Source organism: Bacillus sp. CH_48 (assembly GCF_038008465.1).
Taxonomy (GTDB): Bacteria; Bacillota; Bacilli; order Bacillales; family Bacillaceae_G; genus Bacillus_A; species Bacillus_A thuringiensis_S.
The window spans coordinates 1,341,753-1,367,500 of record NZ_JBBOZF010000001.1 but is presented as its reverse complement, the minus strand read 5'-3'; the positions used below and the strand labels follow the sequence as shown (position 1 = coordinate 1,367,500).

Genomic DNA, 25,748 nt, shown 5'->3' with positions numbered 1-25,748 from the left:
GGAGCGCTTAGAAGTGAGAATGCCGGTATGAGTAGCGAAAGACGGGTGAGAATCCCGTCCACCGAATGCCTAAGGTTTCCTGAGGAAGGCTCGTCCGCTCAGGGTTAGTCAGGACCTAAGCCGAGGCCGACAGGCGTAGGCGATGGACAACAGGTTGATATTCCTGTACCACCTCTTTATCGTTTGAGCAATGGAGGGACGCAGAAGGATAGAAGAAGCGTGCGATTGGTTGTGCACGTCCAAGCAGTTAGGCTGATAAGTAGGCAAATCCGCTTATCGTGAAGGCTGAGCTGTGATGGGGAAGCTCCTTATGGAGCGAAGTCTTTGATTCCCCGCTGCCAAGAAAAGCTTCTAGCGAGATAAAAGGTGCCTGTACCGCAAACCGACACAGGTAGGCGAGGAGAGAATCCTAAGGTGTGCGAGAGAACTCTGGTTAAGGAACTCGGCAAAATGACCCCGTAACTTCGGGAGAAGGGGTGCTTTCTTAACGGAAAGCCGCAGTGAATAGGCCCAAGCGACTGTTTAGCAAAAACACAGCTCTCTGCGAAGCCGTAAGGCGAAGTATAGGGGGTGACACCTGCCCGGTGCTGGAAGGTTAAGGAGAGGGGTTAGCGTAAGCGAAGCTCTGAACTGAAGCCCCAGTAAACGGCGGCCGTAACTATAACGGTCCTAAGGTAGCGAAATTCCTTGTCGGGTAAGTTCCGACCCGCACGAAAGGTGTAACGATTTGGGCACTGTCTCAACCAGAGACTCGGTGAAATTATAGTACCTGTGAAGATGCAGGTTACCCGCGACAGGACGGAAAGACCCCGTGGAGCTTTACTGTAGCCTGATATTGAATTTTGGTACAGTTTGTACAGGATAGGCGGGAGCCATTGAAACCGGAGCGCTAGCTTCGGTGGAGGCGCTGGTGGGATACCGCCCTGACTGTATTGAAATTCTAACCTACGGGTCTTATCGACCCGGGAGACAGTGTCAGGTGGGCAGTTTGACTGGGGCGGTCGCCTCCTAAAGTGTAACGGAGGCGCCCAAAGGTTCCCTCAGAATGGTTGGAAATCATTCGTAGAGTGCAAAGGCATAAGGGAGCTTGACTGCGAGACCTACAAGTCGAGCAGGGACGAAAGTCGGGCTTAGTGATCCGGTGGTTCCGCATGGAAGGGCCATCGCTCAACGGATAAAAGCTACCCCGGGGATAACAGGCTTATCTCCCCCAAGAGTCCACATCGACGGGGAGGTTTGGCACCTCGATGTCGGCTCATCGCATCCTGGGGCTGTAGTCGGTCCCAAGGGTTGGGCTGTTCGCCCATTAAAGCGGTACGCGAGCTGGGTTCAGAACGTCGTGAGACAGTTCGGTCCCTATCCGTCGTGGGCGTAGGAAATTTGAGAGGAGCTGTCCTTAGTACGAGAGGACCGGGATGGACGCACCGCTGGTGTACCAGTTGTTCTGCCAAGGGCATAGCTGGGTAGCTATGTGCGGAAGGGATAAGTGCTGAAAGCATCTAAGCATGAAGCCCCCCTCAAGATGAGATTTCCCATAGCGTAAGCTAGTAAGATCCCTGAAAGATGATCAGGTTGATAGGTTCGAGGTGGAAGCATGGTGACATGTGGAGCTGACGAATACTAATAGATCGAGGACTTAACCATATAATATGTAGCAATGTTATCTAGTTTTGAAGGAATATATATTTAAAATTCCTTTTGACATTCTGAAAAGAATGTGTATAATGATAAAAGTCTGGTAATGATGGCAGAGAGGTCACACCCGTTCCCATACCGAACACGGAAGTTAAGCTCTCTAGCGCCGATGGTAGTTGGGACCTTGTCCCTGTGAGAGTAGGACGTTGCCAGGCTTGTATTGTTCCGCAGTAGCTCAGCGGTAGAGCTATCGGCTGTTAACCGATCGGTCGTAGGTTCGATTCCTACCTGCGGAGCCATTATGCTTCCATAGCTCAGCTGGTAGAGTACTTCCATGGTAAGGAAGAGGTCACCGGTTCAAGCCCGGTTGGAAGCTTGGAAAAGTTTTTAAATTTTTGGCCCGTTGGTCAAGTGGTTAAGACACCGCCCTTTCACGGCGGTAACACGGGTTCGAATCCCGTACGGGTCACCACTTTTGGAGGATTAGCTCAGCTGGGAGAGCACCTGCCTTACAAGCAGGGGGTCGGCGGTTCGATCCCGTCATCCTCCACCATATATGTTTAAATGTCGGAGGGGTAGCGAAGTGGCTAAACGCGGCGGACTGTAAATCCGCTCCTTCGGGTTCGGCAGTTCGAATCTGCCCCCCTCCACCATTTTCTTTAAAATAACCTGAAAGGGTTTATTTTTTTGAGAAGATAACCATACTAGTAAATATTAATGGGCTATAGCCAAGCGGTAAGGCAACGGACTTTGACTCCGTCATGCGCTGGTTCGAATCCAGCTAGCCCAGCCATTTACGAGCCATTAGCTCAGTTGGTAGAGCATCTGACTTTTAATCAGAGGGTCGAAGGTTCGAATCCTTCATGGCTCACCATTTTCGCGGAAGTAGTTCAGTGGTAGAATACAACCTTGCCAAGGTTGGGGTCGCGGGTTCGAATCCCGTCTTCCGCTTTATTACTAAGGGGCCTTAGCTCAGCTGGGAGAGCGCCTGCCTTGCACGCAGGAGGTCAGCGGTTCGATCCCGCTAGGCTCCATCTAAATAGAAAAAGCTTACATCATACGATGTAAGCTTTTTTGTGTTTAAAAAGACAACTTTTATATTTATCGTTTAAAATGAAGAAAACGTAAAAATAAGGGATGGGGGGATAATTGTGAAAGTTGTTATTGCATCTGATTCATATAAAGAAAGCCTAAAAGCTATAGAAGTATGTGGAGCTATTGAAAGAGGTTTTAGAGCGATTTTTCCTAATGCAGAGTATGTGAAAATACCAATTGGAGATGGAGGAGAAGGGACGGTTGAATCACTTGTTGATGCTACAGGGGGGAGAATTATATCAATTAGTGTGACAGGACCGCTTAGAGAAGGTGTACAAGCTTTTTATGGCATTTCTAAAGATAAAAAGACAGCGTTTATTGAAATGGCAGCAGCATCAGGATTACAGCACGTTCCAGTTGAAAAGCGCAACCCACTTATTACAACGACAAAAGGAACAGGAGAACTTATATTACATGCGCTAGATCAAGGAGTGGGGTACATAATTTTAGGACTTGGAGGAAGTGCTACAAATGATGGTGGGGCAGGTATGTTAGCAGCTTTAGGAGTAAGATTTATAAATGACAAGGGTGAAGTAATAGATCCATCTGGAGGCACATTACATTCAATTGGTGCTATTGATTTTTCACAACTGGACCCACGCTTAAAGGGAGTAAAGATAGAAGCGGCCTGTGATGTGGATAATACATTAGTCGGAATGCAGGGGGCATCTTTCGTATTTGGGAGACAAAAGGGTGCGAATGTAGAGATGATGAAAGAGCTAGATGAGAATTTAAAACATTACGCGAATATCCTTAAACGATATGTATCTTTTGATGTATCTGAAATACCTGGTGCAGGGGCAGCAGGAGGAATGGGAGCGGCTGTTATTTCAGTGTTAAAGGGAGACTTGCGAAGGGGCGTTGAAATTGTATTGAATTATACAAATTTCGATAAACATATAGAAGATGCAGATCTCATTATAACTGGTGAAGGTAGAATAGATGAACAAACTGCATATGGGAAGGCTCCTGTTGGTGTTGCGGGGCGTGCGAAACGTTTTTCTGTGCCTGTAATTGCTATTGGAGGGTCTGTATCATCTGATTATCTAGCTGTTTACGAGAAAGGAATAGATGCGGTATTTAGTATTACAACAAGACCGATGACACTAGAAGAAGCATATAGAGTAGCAGAAGAAAATATTGAAATGACAACGAAGAATATTGCAGCAGTATGGAAAATAGCGTCAGAAAAACACTTCTAAATGTAGGAGTGTTTTATTATTATTATTTGATAATAGTGATTGCGATTGTTTCATTAAGTTAACTTTATACATAGAATAGTCTTGAAATTTGATTTTCAACGTGAATATAAGTGAATAAATTGTATATCCATACAAAAAAATGTCGAGTTGAGTCAGACTATATAAAAGATTTAAAATATTTAGTGAAGGCATAAAAGGGGGATACTATCTATGAAAAAAGAAATTTCAGTTATTGGAGTTCCAATGGATTTAGGACAGATGCGTCGTGGAGTTGATATGGGACCGAGCGCGATCCGTTATGCAGGGGTAATTGAAAGAATTGAAGAAATTGGATATGACGTTAAAGATATGGGAGATATATGTATAGAGAGAGAAAAAGAGGTAGATGAAAATACAAAATTAAGAAACCTTACACAAGTTGCAACTGTATGTAATGAATTAGCAAGTAAGGTGGATCATATTATAGAAGAAGGTCGTTTTCCACTTGTATTAGGTGGTGACCATAGTATTGCTATCGGTACATTAGCTGGTGTAGCCAAACATTATAAAAACTTAGGTGTTATTTGGTATGATGCACACGGTGATTTAAATACAGAGGAAACTTCACCATCTGGAAATATTCACGGTATGTCACTTGCAGCAAGTTTAGGTTATGGACATTCTTCACTTGTAGATTTATACGGAGCATATCCAAAGGTGAAAAAAGAGAATGTTGTAATTATCGGTGCGCGTGCATTAGATGAAGGAGAAAAAGACTTCATTCGCAATGAAGGTATTAAAGTGTTCTCGATGCATGAAATTGATCGTATGGGGATGACGGCTGTTATGGAAGAAACAATCGCATATTTATCTCATACTGATGGTGTACACTTATCATTAGATTTAGATGGTCTTGATCCTCATGATGCACCAGGTGTTGGAACGCCTGTAATTGGTGGTCTATCTTATCGTGAAAGCCACTTGGCGATGGAAATGTTAGCGGAAGCTGATATTATCACATCTGCTGAATTTGTTGAGGTAAATACGATTTTAGATGAGAGAAATAGAACGGCAACAACAGCAGTTGCTTTAATGGGTTCTTTATTCGGTGAAAAACTAAAATAAATGTAAGAAAAGCAACTGAGAAGTTGCTTTTTTTATTTGAAAATAGGCGTATAATAATGATTTATATTATACTGTAAGATAAAAATGTTTGACATCTTACCAATTTGAGCTAAAGGGGGTTGTTTGTAATTGTCGTTTGTTTCATGTATGGTATAATTAACTAGTTGTTGGAAATACATACAGATAGAGCATAAAACAATATTTCAATATATGGATAGAATTGCTCGTAAGTAGGAGGAAGGGATAGCATGCCTTTTGAAGATACGACCATTTTGAAATATCTTAGTACGGCATTAGATATTGCCATTGTATGGTTTATTATATATAAGCTGATTCTCATAATCCGAGGGACGAAAGCTGTTCAACTTTTAAAAGGGATTACAGTTATCATTGTCGTTAAGATGATTAGTATTTTCCTTGAATTGCATACGTTATCTTGGCTAACTGAACAAGTATTAACATGGGGATTTTTAGCCGTTATTATTATCTTTCAGCCAGAATTGCGAAGAGCACTTGAGCAGCTAGGGCGCGGGAGTTTATTTTCGCGTGGTGGACCGCATGAGGATGATGAACCTGAAATGGTTGCAACAGCGATAGCAAAAGCAACCGAATATATGGGGAAACGTAGAATTGGTGCATTAATTACTTTGTCAAAAGAGACCGGTATGGGTGATTATGTGGAAACGGGTATTCCGCTGAATGCAAACGTATCATCGGAATTACTTATTAATATTTTCATTCCAAATACACCTCTTCATGACGGAGCGGTAATTATGCAAGGAAGTACAATTAAAGCAGCAGCATGCTATCTTCCATTATCAGAAAGTCCGTTTATTTCTAAAGAATTAGGAACTAGACATCGTGCTGCAATGGGAGTTAGTGAAGTTACTGATAGTATTACAGTAGTTGTGTCTGAAGAAACTGGTCAAATTTCTTTAACGAAAAATGGTAAGTTGCATCGTGATTTGAAGACAGAACAGCTGAAGGATATGTTATTAGCTGAATTTAGTGGGAACGAAAAAACGACTTCTTCGTCTTTATGGAATTGGAGGAGAAAGCGTCATGGATAAGTTAATGGAAAATCATTGGTTTTTAAAAGGGATCTCATTACTATTGGCGTGTATGCTTTTTATGTCAGCGACGTTAACTGAAAAAAATACGACATCAGGTATATTACCTTTTGCAAATGATACGAAAGAAACATTAACTAATTATGCGATTAACCTTAAGTATGATGAGGAGAAATATATTGTAAGTGGTATTCCAGCAGAGGGCGTTAAGGTGAAGTTAGAAGGCCCAAAAGCATCAGTTGCTACAGTAAAAGCAAAAAAACAATTTGACATACCAATTGATTTGCGAGATAGTCCAAAAGGAACTTATGAGATTTCTTTAAAAACGAACGGGCTTCCAGATGATGTGAAAGGAACAGTTCAGCCATCAACAATTAAAGTTACTCTTCATGAAAAGGCGAGAAAATATGTTCATGTAGATTTGAAATTATCAAATGAGGATCAGATGCCAGCGGGGGCTACTCTCGAAAAATCAAGCCTTAAACCGGATACTGTTGAGGTAGTTGGGACGAAAGAAGAAATTGAAAGCATTTCATCTGCCAAAGCGTATGTTGATTTAAAAGGTGTTAATAAAACTGTTACAAAAACGCCCGAAGTTACATTATACAATAAAGAAGGAAAACGTTTAAATGTAAGAACAAGTCCATCTAAGATTAGTGTAACGTTGAATGTGGCAACGCAAACTACAGCCAATAATACTGAAAAAACTGTTCCTGTAACGTATACGAAGAAGGGGAGTTTAGCAGAAGGGTTGGCAGTTACAAATATCAGTGTCGAGCCGAGAGAAGTAACGATAGCTGGTCCAAAAGATATTTTGGATAATATACAATCGCTAGAGGGGGTCGAAGTAGATTTTAGTCAATTGACAGAGTCTACAACATTCGATGCCTCTGTTTTATTACCCAAGGGTGTAACAAGTGCAAAACCGAATCAAGTGAAGGTTTCGGTGGGAGTACAAAAAACAAAACAAACGAAAACAAAAACGATTGATGGTATCCCAATCCAAAAAAATGGACTTTCTAAAGATGTTACGGCTCAGCTAATTTCGCCGCAAGATGAAAAGATAAGTGTTGATATTTCAGGAGAAGCAAGTATAGTAGATAAAATAACAGCTGCTCAAATAACAGCGGTAATTAATCTGCAAAATGTATCTTCAGGGACGAAAGATATTTCTATTCAAGTGAGTGGTCCTGGTAATATTTCAATAGAGCCAAAACAAAAAAGTGCTAAAGTTACTATTGTAAAGAAAGAAAAACCAGATAAAGAAGTACAGGGTAACGGTCAACAACCGGATTCAAACACCAATCAAGAAAATCAAAATGAGAAGCCAAAAAATCCTGAACCCGATCCAGAAAAGGAAACGGAACAGGAAAATAATCAAAACCAAAATCAAGATAAAGATAAAGAAACTAGTCAAGAACCAACAGTAGATAACCATAATCAAAAAGAGCAAGAAAAAGGAGCGAATCATAATGGGTAAATATTTTGGTACAGATGGAGTACGCGGAGTTGCAAATAAGGAGTTAACACCTGAATTAGCTTTCAAAATTGGGCGTTTTGGTGGTTATGTATTAACAAAAGATACAGATCGTCCAAAAGTAATTATCGGTCGTGATACACGTGTATCTGGCCATATGTTAGAAGGAGCTTTAGTAGCAGGTCTATTATCAACTGGAGCAGAAGTAATGCGCCTTGGCGTTATTTCTACACCGGGTGTTGCTTATTTAACAAAAGCACTAGACGCACAAGCGGGTGTTATGATTTCTGCATCTCATAATCCAGTACAAGATAACGGTATTAAATTCTTTGGTTCAGACGGCTTTAAATTAACAGATGAGCAAGAAGCTGAAATTGAAGCTTTATTAGACAAAGAAGTTGATGAACTACCACGTCCAACAGGTACTAACCTTGGACAAGTGAGCGATTACTTTGAAGGTGGACAAAAATATTTACAATACATTAAACAAACTGTTGAAGAAGACTTCTCTGGCCTACATATCGCTTTAGATTGTGCACATGGTGCCACATCTTCTTTAGCTCCATACTTATTTGCAGATTTAGAAGCTGATATTTCAACAATGGGGACTTCACCGAACGGTATGAATATTAACGAAGGTGTAGGATCTACACATCCAGAAGTATTGGCTGAATTAGTAAAAGAAAAAGGTGCTGACATCGGACTTGCTTTTGATGGCGATGGCGACCGTTTAATTGCTGTAGACGAAAAAGGAAACATCGTTGACGGTGATCAAATTATGTTTATTTGTGCGAAATACATGAAAGAAACTGGTCAATTAAAACATAATACAGTTGTTTCAACTGTTATGAGTAATTTAGGTTTCTACAAAGCACTTGAAGCAAACAATATTACAAGCGATAAAACAGCAGTTGGTGACCGCTACGTAATGGAAGAGATGAAACGCGGTGGTTACAACTTAGGTGGAGAACAATCAGGCCATATTATCTTACTTGATTACATTACAACTGGTGACGGAATGTTAAGTGCACTTCAACTTGTAAACATCATGAAAATGACGAAAAAACCATTATCTGAGCTTGCAGGAGAAATGACGAAATTCCCACAATTGCTAGTAAACGTTCGTGTAACAGATAAAAAATTAGCATTAGAAAATGAAAAAATTAAAGAAATTATTCGTGTTGTAGAGGAAGAAATGAACGGTGATGGCCGTATTCTTGTTCGTCCATCTGGAACAGAGCCACTTATTCGTGTAATGGCAGAAGCACCAACACAAGAAGTTTGTGATGCATTTGTACATCGCATTGTAGAAGTTGTGAAAGCTGAAGTTGGCGCTGAATAATTAGCTGAATTTATATGAAAAAGGAGCACAATAAGTGCTCCTTTTTCATATGTTTTATAGACGATGAAAAAAATTTCATTGACGGTTTATCCATGTTTGTTATAAGATGGTCTTGTTCTTTTTCTCAAAGGAAATATTGTAAATTATAAAAGCGCCAGAACTACAAATAGTGTAGTTGACGAGGTGGGGTTTATCGAGATTTCGGCGGATGACTCCCGGTTGTTCATCACAACCGCAAACTTTTACTTAAATCATTAAGGTGACTTAGTGGACAAAGGTGAAAGTGTGATGAGAGAAGAGGAACGGATGAAAACTAGCTGTATAAGTATATACGGACTTAAACCCAATCGAGAGGAAGGTGAAAGCCGTTACAAGCTTACAGGGCTAGCAATATGTAATCCGTTTTTTAGTATAAATAAAAATGGTATCGGACTATGTCGTTACATGTTCGCAGAGCAGTGTAAGCATTTGTAACGGCGACTAAACATGTGTGGAATCGTAGGATTTATTGGAGAGCAAGATGCAAAGGAAATTTTATTAAAAGGTTTAGAAAAGCTAGAATATCGTGGATATGATTCAGCAGGTATTGCAGTACAAGCAGAGAACGGTGTTGTTGTATACAAAGAAAAAGGCCGTATCGCAAAACTTCGTGAAATCGTAGATGAGAACGTAGCAGCAAGCGTAGGTATCGGACATACACGCTGGGCTACACACGGTGTTCCAAGTAAAGTAAACGCGCATCCGCATCAAAGTACATCAAAACGCTTTACACTAGTTCATAACGGTGTAATTGAAAACTATGAATTAGTGAAAAAGGAATATTTACAAGATGTAACGTTCGTAAGTGAAACAGATACAGAGATTATCGTACAGCTTATGGAACAACAAGTGAGCACAGGATTAAGTGTAGAAGAAGCGTTCCGTAATACGCTATCTCTTTTACATGGCTCTTATGCAATCGGATTACTTGATGCTGAAAATCCAAACATGATTTATGTTGCTAAAAACAAAAGCCCGCTATTAGTAGGTGTTGGTGACAACTTTAATGTTGTGGCAAGCGACGCTATGGCGATGTTACAAGTTACAGATCAATTTATTGAGTTAATGGATAAAGAAATCGTAATCGTAACGAAAGAAAGTATTACAATTAAAAACTTACAAGGTGAAACGATTGAACGTGCACCTTTTACAGCGGAATTAGACGCAAGTGATATTGAAAAGGGAACATATCCTCACTTCATGCTTAAAGAAATCGATGAGCAACCACTTGTAATCCGTAATATAATTCAAAAGTATCAAGATGAAAATGGCGAAATTGAATTAAATCAAGACATCCGCAATGCGATTTTAGATAGCGATCGTATTTACATCATTGCATGTGGAACGAGTTATCATGCAGGTCTTGTTGGAAAACAATTTATCGAGAAGTTTGCAAACATGCCAGTTGAAGTACATGTAGCAAGTGAATTCTCTTACAACATGCCATTATTAACAGAAAGACCATTCTTCATTTACATTTCACAAAGTGGTGAAACAGCTGATAGCCGTGCAGTACTTGTACAAACAAATGAAATGGGTCATAAAGCATTAACAATTACAAACGTGCCTGGTTCTACTCTTTCTCGTGAAGCTGATTATACACTTCCATTATACGCTGGACCAGAAATTGCAGTTGCATCAACGAAAGCTTACACAGCACAGCTTGCAGTACTTTCAATTTTAGCAGCTGATATTGCTAAAGCAAAAGGTGAAGTTCTTGATTTCGATTTAACACACGAACTAGGACTTGTAGCAAATGCAATGATAGAACTTTGTGATCAAAAAGAAGAAATGGACGCATTAGCAAAACAATTTTTAGCAACAACGCGTAACTGTTTCTTCATCGGACGTAGCGTAGACTTCTACGTAGGATTAGAAGGTGCGTTAAAACTAAAAGAAATCTCTTACATCCAAGCAGAAGGATTCGCTGGAGGAGAGTTAAAACACGGTACAATCGCTTTAATCGAAAATGGTACACCAGTTATCGCACTTGCTACACAAGAGCACGTAAACCTTGGAATTCGTGGTAACGTGAAAGAAGTAGTAGCACGCGGTGCTAACCCATGTATCATCTCAATGAAAGGCTTAGAAATGGAAGGTGACAGCTTCGTATTACCAGCTGTCCATGAAGCACTAGCACCGCTAGTAGCAGTTATTCCATTACAACTTATCTCATACTACGCAGCACTTCACCGCGAGTGTGACGTTGATAAGCCACGTAACTTAGCTAAATCTGTTACTGTTGAGTAGGAGATTGGTAGGTTAATAAATATAGTTATAGCTTTAAAATAAATTTACAAATTTGCACCCCTTTAGATATTTTATCTAAAGGGGTGTTTTTGTGCCGAAAAAGAACATCTAGAATTGGTAAGTGGATAGAACCCTATAGATTAATGTTTTACTTTTGTTTATCTGAATTTTCCGTTATCATTTTAAGTATCTGTGAAAAATCTCCTTTATTACGACAAAAAGAGACGAGAGATTTATGGACATTTCAAGGGGGGATATTGATGAAAGTGAATAAAAAAACATATCTAAGTATAGAAGAGATTATTTCATTACCAACCTTATCAAGTACAAACATAAGTGATGATGGTAAAAACGTAGCGTTTGTTAAGAAGACGGCTAACTGGAAAGACAATACATATAGGAATCATGTATGGATATATGGAAAAGAAAAGGGACAGAGTTGTTTATTGATAAATGGAGATATAGAAAGTACATGCCCATTATGGTCTCCAAATTCTAGGGATATAGCATATCTTAGCCCCGTTGGTAATGGGAAAAATCAGATCTTTGTTAAGTCACTAGATGGTTATGAAGGGGTTCAAATTACTGATGAGAAAGAAGGAGTCAGTACATTCAAATGGGGTCCTACTGGCAAGGGTCTTTATTATGTTACGCAGTCAAAAGAATGTGTGGAGATAAAGAAGCGTAGGGATCTATATGGAGAGTTTCAACATATAGGTAAGGAACACCAGAATAATTGTTTATATTACATTGAAATAGAAAAGGTGATACAAAGTGATACATATGAACACGAGAAAAGAGTTGTTTATCAATTAACTGATGGTAAGGATTTTCATATCCATGAATTTGATATTTCAAATGATGGGAAGAAGATTGTGTTTATGGCGACACCAAGCTCAAATATGGCGGATTATATAAATGGAGATTTATACATACTCCATACTAAAGCTAGAGAGCTACAAAAGCTGAATGTGGATAAGTTGTTGGGCGGTAGCGTCTGCTTTTCTCCTGAAGGCAGTAAAATATGTTACACAGCAAGCATAAGAGAGAAGGATTACTATAGAAACCATATACAAGACAGTACGTTAGAGGTATATGATATAAATACAGGAGAGGTAATTCAACCTGTAACAGATTTTGATAGTACTGTTATGCCATTACAGTGGACAGCTAAAGGAATTTTAATTAGATGGCAGGATAAAACGAATTATCGTATTGGATTACTAGCTGAAGGTGGTACTGTAGAAGCATTAAGCGAAAAAGTAGATGGCTTTATAATGGATGCTTCTATAACAAAGGATGGAAAACATATATCCTATAATAAGGCTATAACAAATGAAACCTTTGAAATCTATTTAGACGATAAAAAAATAACGGATGAAAATAACTTTTTCAAAGGGAAACTTAAAAGTAACAGGGAAATCATCTCATGGAAAAGTAGTGATGGTCTTGAAATAGAAGGTGTTTTATCAACGCCAGTAGAGTTTGACGTAAATAAAAAATATCCTTTATTAGTAGTAATTCACGGCGGTCCGGCTTGGGCATCCTTTCCGATATTTTCAGACTGCTTCAATGAGAAATATCCGATTGAACAGTTTATCGAAAAAGGCTTTATCGTTTTAGAGCCAAACTACAGAGGAAGTTCTGGTTATGGTAATGAATTTTTAAAAGCAAACTATAGAAAACAGGGAATCGCTGACTATGATGATGTTATATCAGGGGTGGATAAACTAGTTGATCAAGGGATTGTAGATAATGATAAAGTAGGAGTTATGGGATGGAGTAACGGAGGATATATATCAGCTTTCTGTTCTACATTTAGTAGCAGGTTTAAAGCTATTTCAGTTGGAGGCGGAATCACGAACTGGAGTACTCATTATGTAAATACAGATATCCCTTATTTTATTAGAATGTATTTAGGAAATACCCCATGGAATGATCGAGAGATATATACGAAGACATCACCTATGACGTATATTAAATCAGCTTGTACGCCTACCTTAATTCAACATGGGGAAAAGGATGCAAGAATTCCAATTACAAATGCATATGATCTATATCAAGGATTAAAGGATATGGAAGTTGATACAGAATTAATTATATTTAAAGGAATGGCATATAGTCCTAATCAGCCGGGAATGAATGTAGCTATTATGAAGCAGAATTTGATGTGGTTTTCACACTATATTCTTGGAGAGAGTGTAGAGGGTTTTAGGACTTTATAATGGATGTTTGTAAAAGACATAAGGTTGAAACGCTCTTCATATTGAGATGATTTATTATAAAATATATACTTAAACTACTATCCGTACACATATCAGGGAGGATTAATATGACAGGAAATAAAAATGACTTACTAGTAGAAAAACGTGAAGAGTTATTGAAAGTATTGAAAGCTCGTTTTGAGAAAAACATGAACCGCCATGAAGGTCTTGAATGGGCTAAAGTTGAAGCGAAGCTGACTACTAATAATGAAAAATTGTGGTCACTTAATGAAATGGAAGTAACTGGCGGTGAGCCGGATGTTGTTGGTTATGATGAAGAAAAGGACGAGTATGCTTTCTATGATTGTTCAAAGGAGAGTCCTAAAGGCCGCAGGAGTCTTTGTTATGATCTTGAAGCGTTAGAATCAAGAAAAAAACATAAACCAGAAAATAACGTTATTGATGTTGCAAATGCTATGGGCATTGAACTATTAACTGAAGAACAATATCGGGAATTGCAAAAACTTGGGGATTTCGACATGAAATCATCAAGCTGGGTACAAACACCTTCAGATATTCGAGAACTCGGTGGTGCTCTATTTTGCGATTATCGCTTCGGACATGTTTTCGTGTACCACAATGGAGCAGACTCTTACTATGCTGCCAGAGGTTTTCGTGGCTCGTTAAAAGTTTAAATTAGGATAAATAAGAAAAAGAGCCTATACTCAGGCTCTTTTTCTTATTTATATTTTAAAAGTAAACTGTTACTACGCAGTTTTACTTAATTTATATGTTCCGTGGTTGTTTTTATGGAAAAGTTTAGGAGAGATATAGCCATCTAATCCAATACGTCCAGCGTTCTGCCCTGCAACTAAAATGAATATAGTCAAAATAAGCAGGTTTGGGTTTACACTAACAGTTCCACTTAATAAAAATGAAAGATTCATTATGATTCCGAAAAATGCAGCTGTTTTTGTTAATCCGCCTAAAATTAAACCTAGACCTACTAAAATTTCTCCCCATTGAACTAAAAAGCTAAATAGGTCTGCGTTTGGAAGGACAAAATGTTGAAGAAAATCTGCCCACCAATTTTGTACTGCAGGGTGGTCACCTGATGCTTGAGCAATAGCACCCTTTAGAAAACCACTTGCGTCAAAAGATTGTCCGAAGACTTTGCCTATCCCAGCAGCGAGCCATGTATATCCTATGTAAAGACGTAAAAGTAATAATATGAAAGTAGCACGTTTATCAGTTCTTAAAAAATTGATAATCATTGAAATCCCTCCAATATTGTATTTACAAGTTTATTATATATTCAATGTGAAAAGATTCACAATGGAGAGAATGTGAACAAGGATAGGTTGTGAGTAATTGTTTTATTTTTTGTAACATTTTATCTGTTTTGGTAAACTAAGAATAGAGATATATGTAAAGGGGACAAAGACTTAATATGTGGATGAATTTGTAATGATTAGAAATTAGATAGATGAATTTTTCTCTCATAAGTGAGGGTTTATTTAGCTATCTGTAAATCATTCAAGGACTGCATATTTGGCTTGTACATCCCTTTTGTAAGGATAGATGCCTATTTTATGTATCTGTCTTTTTTTGTGGGAAATTTTATATCTCTTATATAAAGTATGCGCCCTTTAAACTTGGAGGAGTATATGATGAATCAATTAAAAAATAAAGTAGCAGTTGTTACAGGGGTAAGTCGTCTAGATGGTATTGGGGCAGCGATTTGTAAAGAATTAGCTGAAGCAGGATACGATATGTTTTTTACGTATTGGACAGCTTACGATAAAGAGATGCCTTGGGGCGTCGATAAAAATGAACAAATACAATTAAAAGAAGAGCTATTGCAAAACGGTGTTAGAGTATCGAGCATGGAGTTAGATTTAACTCGGAATGATGCACCGAAAGAGCTTATAAATAAAGTTACTGAACAATTAGGGTACCCTTATATATTAATTAATAATGCAGCGTACTCTACGAATAATGATTTCTCTACGTTGACTGCTGAAGAACTAGATAAGCATTACATGGTAAATATCCGTGCGACTACATTGTTAAGTAGTCAATTTGCCCGGAGATTTGATAAGAAATCTGGTGGTAGAATTGTTAATATTACTTCGGGGCAATTTCAAGGTCCTATGGCAGGAGAACTAGCTTATGCGACAACGAAGGGAGCTATTGATGCTCTTACTAGTACATTGTCAGCAGAGGTAGCTCATTTAGGAATAACAGTGAATGCAATTAATCCAGGACCAACCGATACAGGATGGATGACTGAAGAGATAACACAAGGGTTAAAGCCGATGTTTCCTTTTGGCAGAATTGGTGAGCCAAAGGATGCAGCTAGACTCATTAAATTTTTAGTAAGTGAAGAAGCTGAGTGGATTACTGGGCAAGTTATTCATTCAGAAGGTGGATTTAAAAGATAAAAAAAGAAGGCATCTCACCCTGGTGAGATGCCTTCTTTTTTTAATCTTTCTTCAATCTTCGTGCAACACCATTCCCTAAAGACTGTAATCCTTGAACGAGGATAATTAAAATAAAGACTGTTGCATACATTACTTCAGGTTCATAGCGTAAATGTCCGAAGCGGTATGCCAAGTCCCCTAGCCCTCCAGCACCTACGAGTCCAGCCATTGCTGTTGCGCCAATTAAGCCAATTGTTGCAATTGTTAATCCAAGTACAAGGGAGGGACGAGCTTCTTTCACCATGACGTGCCAAATGATTTTAATAGTAGAGATACCCATTGCTTGATAGGCCTCAATAACACCGCGATCTACTTCTAGTAAGGCTGTCTCCATTAAACGTGCGATATAAGGAGCTGTGAAGACGACAAGCGGTACGATCACACCTTGCACGCCAATGGATGTTCCCATTAGAAACTTTGTAAAAGGTAAGATGAAGAATAATAGAATGATAAATGGAAGAGAGCGAATTATATTAATAATTGTATTAAGAATAGGATAAATGATTTTATTTTCGTGCTGTCCACCAGGTCTTGTTAAAACAAGTGTTACACTAAGTGGCAGTGCAATAAGGATCGAGATGAGTAATGAAATAGATGTCATTTGAAAGGTTTGGATTGTGGCTTCCCATATGACTTTACTCCATTCATCCAAAAAGGACTTGTTTTCCATAGTCTGTTTTCCCTCCCTCTACGATGATACCTTTCTCTTGTAAGAATGCTAAAGCACGGTTTACTTCATTTTTTTCACCTTGCATATGAACGACAAGTTTCCCATATGCCTCATGTTTTAACTGTGTAATATTACCAGATAAAATATTTGGATATACTTGGAAACGTTTTGTGGCGACAGCTAGTGCTGGTTCTCCTGAAGAACTTCCTATAAAAGAAAGTGTTACAATTTCTCCAGTACTTTGTAGTTCTTTCTGTACCTCTTCTGGAATTTTCGCTGCAAATGCGCTATTTACAAATTTCTTCGTTGTTACATGTTGTGGATTTGTGAAAATATCTTTCACAGTCCCGCTTTCGACTACAGATCCATGTTCCATAACGGCAACGCGGTCGCATATACGTTGGATAACGTTCATTTCGTGTGTAATGAGTAAAATCGTAATTCCAATTTCTTCGTTAATCTTTAATAACAAATCAAGAATAGAATCAGTTGTTTCTGGATCTAAAGCGCTCGTTGCTTCGTCACTTAATAACACTTCAGGCTCATGTGATAGTGCACGTGCAATTGCAACGCGCTGTTTTTGACCGCCAGAAAGTTCACTTGGATACGCATCTTTTCGATTGAAAAGATCGACAATGCGTAAATATTTTTCTACCCTTTTTTTAATTTCCACTTTTGGAATACCAGCAAGGCGTAAAGGTAATGCAATATTTTCATAGATGCTAACAGTTTTAAGTAAATTGAATCCTTGAAAGATCATTCCGATTTTTTGTCTCGCTTTTGCTAGTTCTTTTGTCGATAACGTTGTTAAGTCTTGTTCGTTTACAATGATATTTCCTGTCGTTGGTTTTTCTAATAAATTTACACATCGAATCAATGTGCTTTTACCAGCGCCGCTATACCCAATGATTCCAAATACCTCGCCTTTTTCTACTTTAAGGGAAGTAGGCTTAAGAGCCTCAACAGTCCCTTTTTTTGTTGAAAATACTTTGGATATGTTTTTTAATTCAATCATTATCGTCAGCTCCTACCAAGATGGTAAAACTGAACCATCAAATTTTTTCTCGATAAACTCTTTTACTTCTTTAGATTGATAAGCTTTCTTTAATTTATTTACAACGGCATCATCTTTATTTTCAGTACGAACAACGACCCAGTTCACATATGGTGAATCTTTTCCTTCGCGGAAAATAGAATCTTTTGCTGGACTTAATTTTGCACCTAATGCAAAGTTTGTATTGATTGCGGCTGCTTTCACTTCACTTAGTTGTGTTGGTAATTGAGATGCCTCTAATTCGACAATCTTTAAATTTTTCGGGTTTTCAATTACATCCTTTGCAGTCGCTTTTTCTGTAGCCTTTGGATCAACTTTTAAAACCCCTGCTTTTTCAAATAATTTTAAAGCTCGCAGTTCATTCGTTGGGTCATTGGGTACAGCAATTGCATCGCCCTCTTTTAAGTCTTTTACATCTTTTATATCTTTAGAATATACGCCCATAGGGAATGTTACTGTTGAAAATACTTCAGCTAATTTCATATTGCGTTCAGCTTTAAATACATCTAAATACGATTTTGTTTGGTAGCTATTTACATCAAGGCTTTTTTCATCTAAAGATACGTTTGGCGCTACATAATCATTAAATACTTTTATGTCAATTTCGAGACCATCTTTTGCTGCAACTTCTTTTACCTTTTCAAAAATTTGTTCATGTGGTCCACCTGTTACACCGACAGTAATCTTTTTCTCGTCTAATGCTTTTACCTCTTTATCTGAACTCACGCTACATGCGCCTAATAATAATACTGCTCCGCTTACAATGCTTAATAATACCTTTTTCATCTATAAATCCCCCTTCATATACGTTCCAAAATAAAAAGCACCTCCCAAAAATAAGAGAGGTGCCGAATAGACGAAATAGATTCCTCTCTTATCTTCCAAAACGAAAACTCGTTTTGCAGGAATTAGCACCTTAGCTTATACGTCATAAGCTCGGTTGCCGGGCATCATCGGGCCAGTCCCTCCGCCACTCTTGATAAGAGTATGTGTATGTAGTTTTGAATATGGTACTAATAGTAAATCTTACAAAAAGAATTGTCAATAATATTTTCAGAATATATTTTATTTTAAGGTAATCGAAACGTTCCCCTTTTTATGTCCTTTTTCTACATATATATGAGCTTCAGCAATTTCTTCTAATCGGTAAGTTCTATCAATAACAGGTTTTAGCTTTTCTGTTTCAGCTAGTTGTTTTAGCAGGTTCATATCTTCTTTACTGACCTTTGCCATCATTCCGTTCACAGATACATATTTTCCATTAGGCATTAATGCATCTGTACAAAGAGACTTTTTATATTTTCCAACTGCATCAAATATAATATCGTAGTGCTCGCCCCGCTTAGTAAAATCTTCTTTCATATAATCAATTACGTTGTCTGCCCCTAAAGTTGTTACTAAATCGAAATTCGAACTACTACAAATGGCTGTGACAGTCGCCCTGAAGTATTTAGCAAGTTGTATGGCAGCTGTCCCTACTGACCCAGAGGCGCCATATATAAGTACTCGTTGCCCTTTTTTTATCTGTCCTTTTCTAAGGAAGTGCAATGCTGAAGTTCCGCCAAAAGGAATAACGGCAGCTTCTTCATATGTCACATTGGTAGGTTTTAATGCTATTAATCCACTTTCATGCACGCATGTGTATTCCGCATAACCACCAAGGTTTAGTTCTGTTAATGCAAAAACTGGATCTCCTTTTTTAAATTGTGTTACATCTGATCCAATGTCTTCGATTTCACCGGATAACTCTACGCCAAGTATAGGTTTTCTCGGTTTTCTGAAACCTAATATGATCCGCATAGGAATCCAAAATAAGAGGGGGCTATTAAAGCTACGTATTCTACAATCTCCAGTCGATACACTTGTTGCGTGAATTTTAACTAATACTTCATTTTTCTTAGGTGTAGGTTTTTCTATATTTTGAAGCTGGAGAACATTAGGTGGTCCATACTTTGTGCAAATAATAGCTTTCATAATGACCTCCTGAAATGAGTTGTTATTATTTACATCATATTTAAACTTTTTCTCAAACATGTTGCTATATAGGAAATAAATTTAAAGAAGAATATTACGAATTATATAGATTTCATAGGAAAAGAGATGATATTATTTTTGGGAAGGAGGGGACGTTATGAAAAAATTTATTTTAATTTCAAGTTTAGTACTTGCAGTCGGTCTAGGAGTAGGGTGTAGTAATGAGAAAACAAAAAAGACTGATGAGCCGAAAAAAGAAGCTGTGCAGAAAGAAAAGGAATTAACAGCGAAGGATGTTTTCAATAAAGCGAATGAAGCTTTTAAAAACGAAGAAAATGTAACGATGACATATGATGTGGGAATAAAGGCTGAAGGAACAGAGATGAATGTAATAAAGGCCAAAATGCAATTAGAGCCGAAGCAAAAGAATTCTCGTTCTGAAATGAATGTTTCTGGTACAGAGGTTGTTGTTTATGATGTGGGTGGCAAAATTGCTGGTCAGTTGAAAAATCCTAATACGGGTGAAGTGATGTCTGTACCAGAGGAACAATTAAATGCTAACGGAATGAATGCGACTCAAGGAATGGTAGATAATTTAGAGATTCCATCGGAAATTTTAAATAAAGTGAAGATGGAGAAAAGTGGAGATAATTATAAGCTGAAGTTTGCATTAAAAGGGAAAGAGACAGAGAGTATGTTAGCTAGTATGGATGAAAAGCAGAAACAAATGCTACAAGGCCAAAATGCAAAGATAGAAGAAATAGATGGGGAATATATTATTACAAAAGATTTTAAATATGAATCAGCAAAGATAGATATGGTTATGAGTAGCAATGGTGAGGATAAAGCGCACATTATTACGGATGCGAAGTTTACATCGTATGATAAATTTGATCCAATACAATTGCCAGCAGCAAAGTAATCACTGTCAAGAGAGGTACCTGAAAGAACGGGTATCTCTTTTTGTTGCTAATAAGGAGAGTGTCCTTTGAAAAAAAGAAAGATAGCAGTGGTCATTGTCGCATATACGGTTTTGCTTGCAACGTCTGTACATACGTATAAAAAACAAATTGATCATCCTATTATGAGTGATGTAGGTAAATTGCTTCCGACAAAAATAAAACGAGTTGAAAGTGCTACGGAAGAGCACTCGTTAATAAAATTAGTGCGAGATGCAAAAGTTTCAGGAGAGAAAATTTCCATTGCAGGTATGCAACATAGCCAAGGAGGACAGACATATTATCCGAATGGTACGATGCTCGATATGAAAGGATATAATAAAATATTAGAATTTGATCCAGAGAAGAAGCGGATTACAGTTCAAAGTGGTGTCACGTGGAATGATATTCAGAAGAAAATAAATCCATATGGCCTTGCGGTACAGGTCATGCAGTCTCAAAATATTTTTACTGTTGGTGGTTCATTAAGTGTAAATGTACACGGGCGTGATATTCGTCATGAGGCACTGATTGATACAATAGAGTCATTTAGGTTGTTAATGGCAGATGGCACGGTACGTAATGTAAGTAGAGAAGAAAATGCAGCGTTATTTCCATATGTCATTGGTGGTTACGGTTTATTTGGAGTTATTTTAGATGTGACGCTGAAGTTAACAGATGATGAATTATATGAAATGCACACGAGAATGATAGATTATAAAGAATACGCATCTTATTTCAAAGAGAAAGTGAAAAGAGATGAGAATGTTCGTATGCACTTAGCACGTATTTCTGTTGCTCCAAATTCATTTTTAAAAGAGATGTATGTGACAGATTATACTTTGGCACAAAATCAAAATATGAGAGAAGAGTACAGTGAATTAAAGGAAGAAAATATTATAGCTGCACCGAAATTTTTACTTGGGTTATCACGTTATAGTGATTGGGGAAAGAATACATTTTGGAATATACAAAGAGGTTATTTTGAACGTACAGATGGAAAGTATGAGACGCGTAATAATGTTATGAGATCAGATAGTGCTTTTATGGAATATGAAAATCCAAATAGGACCGAAGTGTTACAAGAATACTTTGTGCCTATAGATGCTTTCACGGAGTATATAGATGATTTACGTAACGTATTAAATGAAGAAGAGTTTAATTTGCTCAACATTACGATTCGTTACGTGGAAAAGAATGAAAATGCAGTTTTGTCCTATGCGAAAGATGATATGTTTGCGCTGGTTCTTTTAATTAACCAGGGACGCTCAGATAGTGAGATAAAGAAAACAGAAGATGTCATTCGGAAGATGATTGATGTTACTTTAAAGCATAACGGTAGTTACTATTTGCCGTATTATTCTTATCCAACGAAAGAGCAGTTAAAGAAGGCATATCCTCGTATTGAAGAATTTCTCAAGAAAAAGAAGGAAGTAGATTCAGAAGAGAGATTTGTGAATTTATTTTATAGGGAGTATACGAAATGACATATAGAAGATTTGTAGCTTCGCAAAGTATCATCATGATGGCAGGAAGTATGGTATTTCCTTTTTATATATTATTGCTTCGAAACGTTGGAAATAGCTTCTCGCAATTTGGCTGGGCGTATGGCTTATTTGCTTTAACATCAGCACTTGTATATCCACTAGTGGGAAAGGTATCTGATCAAGTAGGTGATAAAAAATTATTAATAATATACGCTTGGTCCATGGCAATCTTAATGCTTTGTTTTCCGATTGCCACGGAAGTATGGCATGTGTATCTTCTTCAAATTGTAATGGGAGTTTTAGGTGCTGTGCAGCGTAATACTGAGAAGACTTCGTTAGCACGAAAGGTTGCGCAGGAAAAGGCTGGTTATGAGATTGGAAAATACCATGTGTGGACATCCATTGGCGGAGCAGTAGCGGTTATTGCCACGGGATATTTAGTAGATTTCTTTACGATTGGTACAATTTTTTATATTGCATCTATTCTATATGTAGTAAGCGGGATTGTATTAAGTAGTAAAAAAATATAACTATTCCTATTTTCACCTTAATACCCTTTATTTGTTATACTAAAAGGGAATACAAAAGAAAAGGGGACAGTGCCTTTGATGAAATTTGTAGTTTTAGCTATTCTTACTTTGTTTTTGATTCCATGGACAAGAAGTAGTAGTAAGCTTCGAGCAGTGGATAAGAAGGGAGATAAGAAGGTTGTAAAGGGTAAGAAATCATCTATTTTAGTTATTCCTGTTTTATTTTGGATAGGTATTGCAATCTATGAATACTTTTGGCTAATTGATGATCGAGTAGATTCGATTCTTACTCATTATTCTGTTGCAGTAGCAATTTTAATTGGGCTTGTTTTATTTTCACAAAATCAAATAGGTAAATTAGAAGGTACGTTAAAAGGACTTCTAATGTTTATTTTACTCGCAAGTTACGGTTACTTTGGTTATTTGCACGATATAGTAATCTCGCAAAAGAAATATGATTCTGTTGTTAAGGTAGAGAAAGATATTTCAGAGCCATTTACTGAAAATGACCAGCCGTTTACAGTGCCGCCAAAGACAGCGGAGAATAAGATGAAAAAAGTATTTGGTGATATTCCGAAAGTAGCTTATTTTGAGCTAGGAGAATTAACGCCACAAATGGTAAACGGCGAAGCTTTATATGTAGCGCCGATTGAAGTTTCAGGATTTTTTAAAGCGCGTAAAGCTGAGACAATTCCAGGGTATGTAACGATGTCAGGTACAAATCCTGATGCGGAAGCGAAACTGCACCTCGGTTATAAAATGAAATATGTGCCAAGCATGTTTTTTGGTAATAATTTAGAGCGTGTGGTAAGGCAAGCAGAACCAGATTTAATCTTTAAAGGAAAACCTAAATTTGAGGTTGATGATAAAGGGAAACCATATTATACAATGACGTATGGTGAATTTATTTCAGGAAGATCTGGATTTGAGGTAGAAGGTGTTGTCGTAGTAGACGCACAAACAGGTGAAGTGAAAAGGTATGATAAAGGAAAGGCACCTAAATTTGTTGATGGTGTATTAAATCATGAGACTGCATCTACGTTAAATACGTACTTTGGTAAATATATTCACGGATTTTGGAATACGAAATTCTCGCAAACTGATATGAAGATTCCGACTGAGTGGGGAACGAAAGAAGGCGTGACCCCGATCTTTGGTAAAGATGGAACACTATATTATTTTACAGACTTTACTTCTCCAAAAGAAGGAGTAGATTCAGCCCTAGGCTATTCATTAGTAGATGCACGCACAGGCAAGCTATATTACTATAATGGAAAAGAAGTGAAGGGGATTATGGATGGTTCAGCAGCTACAGAAGTAGTGGATAATTCCTTTAAGAGAGAGAAATGGCATGGGACAATGCCTGTCATTTATAACGTATACGGTAAACCAGCTTGGATTATTCCGGTTGTTGATGATGGAGGCCTAGTACGTGCACATACAGTTGTATATGCTGCTAATGCAAAAATATTTGCGACAGGTTCTTCGCAGAAAGAAGCGCTTGAGAATTATAAAAACGTAATGAGCGGTAATGGTGATACCTTTAGACCAACCTCAACAGGAAAAGAAGCGCAAAAAGAAGGTATTGTACAACGTGTATATAAAGAGAAATCAGGTGAAAATACAATCGTGTACGTACTTTTAGAGAATGAACAAAAGGTATTTATGATACCGGTGAAGAAATTCCCGTATGCTATGTTTACAGAAGTAGGAGACCCAATTCAAATTACATATTTAGATACAGGAGAGACGATGGCCTCAGTATCTAAATTTACGAATAGCAATGTGAAAAAGTAAAGCGATAGAATTTCTATCGCTTTTTTTACATTATGAAAGAGGAAAATGCGCTGTACTTGACGTATGTTTATGATGTAACTATAATTGTTACGATTCAGTGTGTATAGGAAAGGGTGAATTGAAAAAGTGAATGAAGTTAATCATGAAATATATAAACCTGTAAAGGCAAACAGGTTATGGATGATTCTTGTATTAGGAACACTTACGGCGATTGGGCCATTATCTATTGATATGTATTTGCCTTCATTACCGAAGTTAACGGATGACTTGCAAACAGGTGCATCCCTAGCGCAGCTTACATTAACAGCTTGTCTGCTTGGGCTGTCAGTAGGACAATTATTTGTTGGCTCAATTAGTGACATTTACGGAAGACGCAAACCACTTATTATTGCTCTTATTATTTATGTTGCTTCTTCTTTACTTTGTGCTGTTGCGCCATCTATTTGGACATTAGTGTTATTGCGCTTCCTACAAGGAGCTTCAGGATCAGCCGGGATTGTTATATCACGTGCGATGGTACGTGATATGTACTCAGGTTCTGAAATGACGAAGTTTTTCTCATTGCTTATGTTAGTAAACGGAGCAGCACCTATTTTGGCACCGATTATTGGGGGGCAATTATTACAGTTTACAACGTGGCGCGGTGTTTTCATCGTTCTTGGAGCAATTAGCGTATTCATGTTAATCTCAGCTACTTTTGTATTGCGTGAAACATTACCTCCTGAAGAAAGAGAAACGGGTGGTTTGTCAGGGACTTTGGCGACGTACGGAAAATTGTTAAAGGACCGTCTGTTTATGGGATATGCATTGTCACAAGGATTAGTAACAGCGGCAATGTTTGCATACATTTCGGGCTCACCATTTGTGTTGCAGAACATATACGGAGCATCACCACAGCAATTTAGTTTATTCTTTGCGATTAACGGCATCGGTATTATTATTGCTAGTCAGGTAACGGGTCGTTTAGCGGGGAAAGTGAATGAGAAGACATTATTTGTTGCTGGTATTATTATCGCAGCTGTTGGTGGCCTATCTTTACTACTGACAATCGTACTAGGAATAGGTTTAATCGGTGTTTTATGTTCGTTATTCCTTGTTGTATCAAGTGTCGGGGTTGTATCAACAACTGGGTTCTCATTAGCGATGAGAAATCAGAAGCAAGCTGCAGGAACAGCGTCAGCTTTATTAGGCTTATTACAGTTCATTTCAGGAGCGCTTGTCGCTCCGCTAGTAGGTATTGGTGGGAGTAATACAGCGTTACCGATGGGTGTTGTTATTGCGCTTTGTGAAGTAGGGGCAGTATTATGTTATCTATTTATGGCCAGAAGAAGTGAGAAGCAGTTTGAACTGCAACAAAGACAAAATTTAGAGGCTTAACAAAAAAGAACTGATTCAAA

At 37.9% G+C, this 25,748-nt stretch carries 20 protein-coding genes, 9 tRNA genes, 2 rRNA genes and 1 riboswitch (1 of these 32 only partly in view); of the genes, 26 read left to right on the top strand and 5 right to left on the bottom strand.

The genetic code is table 11. The features are described 5' to 3' along the window. From N2V92_RS06630 to N2V92_RS06535, 20 genes are all read left to right on the top strand, one after another. Positions 1-1,644 (top strand): 23S ribosomal RNA (locus tag N2V92_RS06630) (it extends 1,278 nt beyond the left edge of the window). 90 nt (positions 1,645-1,734) lie between these two features. Next, positions 1,735-1,850 (top strand): 5S ribosomal RNA (rrf, locus tag N2V92_RS06625). Between the two features lie 9 nt (positions 1,851-1,859). After that, positions 1,860-1,934 (top strand) — tRNA-Asn (locus tag N2V92_RS06620). A gap of 4 nt (positions 1,935-1,938) precedes the next feature. Continuing rightward, positions 1,939-2,011, top strand: a tRNA-Thr gene (locus N2V92_RS06615). Positions 2,012-2,032: 21 nt separating this feature from the next. Continuing rightward, positions 2,033-2,107 (top strand) — tRNA-Glu (locus N2V92_RS06610). Positions 2,108-2,112: 5 nt separating this feature from the next. Continuing rightward, a tRNA-Val gene (locus N2V92_RS06605) sits at positions 2,113-2,188 on the top strand. A 16-nt stretch (positions 2,189-2,204) separates the two neighbouring features. After that, a tRNA-Tyr gene (locus N2V92_RS06600) sits at positions 2,205-2,288 on the top strand. A gap of 65 nt (positions 2,289-2,353) precedes the next feature. Further along, positions 2,354-2,428 (top strand) — tRNA-Gln (locus N2V92_RS06595). Between the two features lie 5 nt (positions 2,429-2,433). After that, positions 2,434-2,509: transfer RNA gene (locus N2V92_RS06590), tRNA-Lys, on the top strand. 5 nt (positions 2,510-2,514) lie between these two features. Further along, positions 2,515-2,586 (top strand) — tRNA-Gly (locus N2V92_RS06585). 10 nt (positions 2,587-2,596) lie between these two features. Further along, a tRNA-Ala gene (locus tag N2V92_RS06580) sits at positions 2,597-2,669 on the top strand. A gap of 117 nt (positions 2,670-2,786) precedes the next feature. Beyond that, on the top strand, positions 2,787-3,932 hold the full coding sequence (locus N2V92_RS06575) for a glycerate kinase (RefSeq protein WP_000869595.1): 1,146 nt from the start codon (positions 2,787-2,789) through the stop codon (positions 3,930-3,932). Positions 3,933-4,142: 210 nt separating this feature from the next. Continuing rightward, a complete protein-coding gene (gene rocF, locus N2V92_RS06570) occupies positions 4,143-5,036 on the top strand; it encodes an arginase (protein WP_000711565.1) in 894 nt (297 codons plus the stop codon). A gap of 248 nt (positions 5,037-5,284) precedes the next feature. Continuing rightward, the gene (gene cdaA, locus N2V92_RS06565) at positions 5,285-6,106 is read left to right on the top strand and encodes a diadenylate cyclase CdaA (protein ID WP_001115692.1); all 822 of its coding nucleotides are present in this window, start codon (positions 5,285-5,287) and stop codon (positions 6,104-6,106) included. Beyond that, positions 6,099-7,586 carry a CdaR family protein gene (locus tag N2V92_RS06560; protein WP_000359605.1) on the top strand — a complete coding sequence of 496 codons (1,488 nt, stop codon included), beginning with the start codon at positions 6,099-6,101 and terminating at the stop codon, positions 7,584-7,586. The genes cdaA and N2V92_RS06560 overlap by 8 nt, the downstream gene beginning before the upstream one ends. Further along, complete coding sequence (gene glmM / locus N2V92_RS06555; protein WP_000521478.1) at positions 7,579-8,925, top strand: phosphoglucosamine mutase; 1,347 nt, start codon at positions 7,579-7,581, stop codon at positions 8,923-8,925. Before N2V92_RS06560 ends, glmM begins: the two co-directional genes overlap by 8 nt. A gap of 288 nt (positions 8,926-9,213) precedes the next feature. Then, positions 9,214-9,399, top strand: a complete 186-nt coding sequence (locus tag N2V92_RS06550; protein ID WP_001206405.1) for a hypothetical protein — start codon at positions 9,214-9,216, stop codon at positions 9,397-9,399. A gap of 12 nt (positions 9,400-9,411) precedes the next feature. Continuing rightward, positions 9,412-11,214: a glutamine--fructose-6-phosphate transaminase (isomerizing) gene (gene glmS, locus N2V92_RS06545; protein ID WP_000334156.1), complete on the top strand. Its 1,803-nt coding sequence runs from the start codon at positions 9,412-9,414 to the stop codon at positions 11,212-11,214. A 260-nt stretch (positions 11,215-11,474) separates the two neighbouring features. Next, the gene (locus tag N2V92_RS06540) at positions 11,475-13,439 is read left to right on the top strand and encodes a S9 family peptidase (protein WP_000867580.1); all 1,965 of its coding nucleotides are present in this window, start codon (positions 11,475-11,477) and stop codon (positions 13,437-13,439) included. A gap of 107 nt (positions 13,440-13,546) precedes the next feature. Further along, complete coding sequence (locus tag N2V92_RS06535) at positions 13,547-14,113, top strand: DUF4256 domain-containing protein (protein WP_000147384.1); 567 nt, start codon at positions 13,547-13,549, stop codon at positions 14,111-14,113. 72 nt (positions 14,114-14,185) lie between these two features. Here the strand turns inward: N2V92_RS06535 and N2V92_RS06530 are convergent, their stop codons facing one another. Then, the gene (locus N2V92_RS06530) at positions 14,186-14,692 is read right to left on the bottom strand and encodes a DoxX family membrane protein (protein WP_000586147.1); all 507 of its coding nucleotides are present in this window, start codon (positions 14,690-14,692) and stop codon (positions 14,186-14,188) included. Positions 14,693-15,085: 393 nt separating this feature from the next. Here N2V92_RS06530 and N2V92_RS06525 point away from each other — a divergent pair, with 393 nt between their 5' ends. Continuing rightward, positions 15,086-15,862: an SDR family oxidoreductase gene (locus tag N2V92_RS06525; RefSeq protein WP_002162955.1), complete on the top strand. Its 777-nt coding sequence runs from the start codon at positions 15,086-15,088 to the stop codon at positions 15,860-15,862. 40 nt (positions 15,863-15,902) lie between these two features. On the opposite strand, the gene N2V92_RS06520 is transcribed toward N2V92_RS06525, so the two are convergent. The 4 genes from N2V92_RS06520 to N2V92_RS06505 form a co-directional block, all read right to left on the bottom strand. Beyond that, positions 15,903-16,571 carry a methionine ABC transporter permease gene (locus N2V92_RS06520; RefSeq protein ID WP_000428878.1) on the bottom strand — a complete coding sequence of 223 codons (669 nt, stop codon included), beginning with the start codon at positions 16,569-16,571 and terminating at the stop codon, positions 15,903-15,905. After that, positions 16,546-17,586 (bottom strand): methionine ABC transporter ATP-binding protein, encoded by a 1,041-nt coding sequence (locus N2V92_RS06515; protein WP_042596843.1) that lies wholly within the window; start codon positions 17,584-17,586, stop codon positions 16,546-16,548. The genes N2V92_RS06520 and N2V92_RS06515 overlap by 26 nt, the downstream gene beginning before the upstream one ends. 12 nt (positions 17,587-17,598) lie before the next feature. Continuing rightward, the gene (locus N2V92_RS06510) at positions 17,599-18,411 is read right to left on the bottom strand and encodes a MetQ/NlpA family ABC transporter substrate-binding protein (protein ID WP_042596844.1); all 813 of its coding nucleotides are present in this window, start codon (positions 18,409-18,411) and stop codon (positions 17,599-17,601) included. 85 nt (positions 18,412-18,496) lie between these two features. Beyond that, a riboswitch (SAM riboswitch) is annotated at positions 18,497-18,611 on the bottom strand. Between the two features lie 79 nt (positions 18,612-18,690). Next, positions 18,691-19,599, bottom strand: a complete 909-nt coding sequence (locus N2V92_RS06505) for an NAD(P)-dependent alcohol dehydrogenase (RefSeq protein ID WP_042596846.1) — start codon at positions 19,597-19,599, stop codon at positions 18,691-18,693. Positions 19,600-19,756: 157 nt separating this feature from the next. On the opposite strand from N2V92_RS06505, the gene N2V92_RS06500 reads away from it, so the two are divergent. The 5 genes from N2V92_RS06500 to N2V92_RS06480 all read left to right on the top strand — a co-directional run bounded on the left by N2V92_RS06500 (position 19,757) and on the right by N2V92_RS06480 (position 25,728). Then, positions 19,757-20,521, top strand: coding sequence for a DUF6612 family protein (locus N2V92_RS06500; RefSeq protein WP_042596848.1), 765 nt, complete (start codon positions 19,757-19,759; stop codon positions 20,519-20,521). Between the two features lie 66 nt (positions 20,522-20,587). Beyond that, positions 20,588-22,024, top strand: a complete 1,437-nt coding sequence (locus N2V92_RS06495; protein WP_042596850.1) for an FAD-binding oxidoreductase — start codon at positions 20,588-20,590, stop codon at positions 22,022-22,024. Further along, on the top strand, positions 22,021-22,554 hold the full coding sequence (locus N2V92_RS06490) for an MFS transporter (protein WP_000222368.1): 534 nt from the start codon (positions 22,021-22,023) through the stop codon (positions 22,552-22,554). Before N2V92_RS06495 ends, N2V92_RS06490 begins: the two co-directional genes overlap by 4 nt. 78 nt (positions 22,555-22,632) lie before the next feature. Beyond that, complete coding sequence (locus N2V92_RS06485) at positions 22,633-24,351, top strand: DUF3981 domain-containing protein (protein ID WP_000674053.1); 1,719 nt, start codon at positions 22,633-22,635, stop codon at positions 24,349-24,351. 117 nt (positions 24,352-24,468) lie between these two features. After that, positions 24,469-25,728, top strand: a complete 1,260-nt coding sequence (locus N2V92_RS06480; protein WP_223266695.1) for a multidrug effflux MFS transporter — start codon at positions 24,469-24,471, stop codon at positions 25,726-25,728. Positions 25,729-25,748 lie beyond the last annotated feature (20 nt).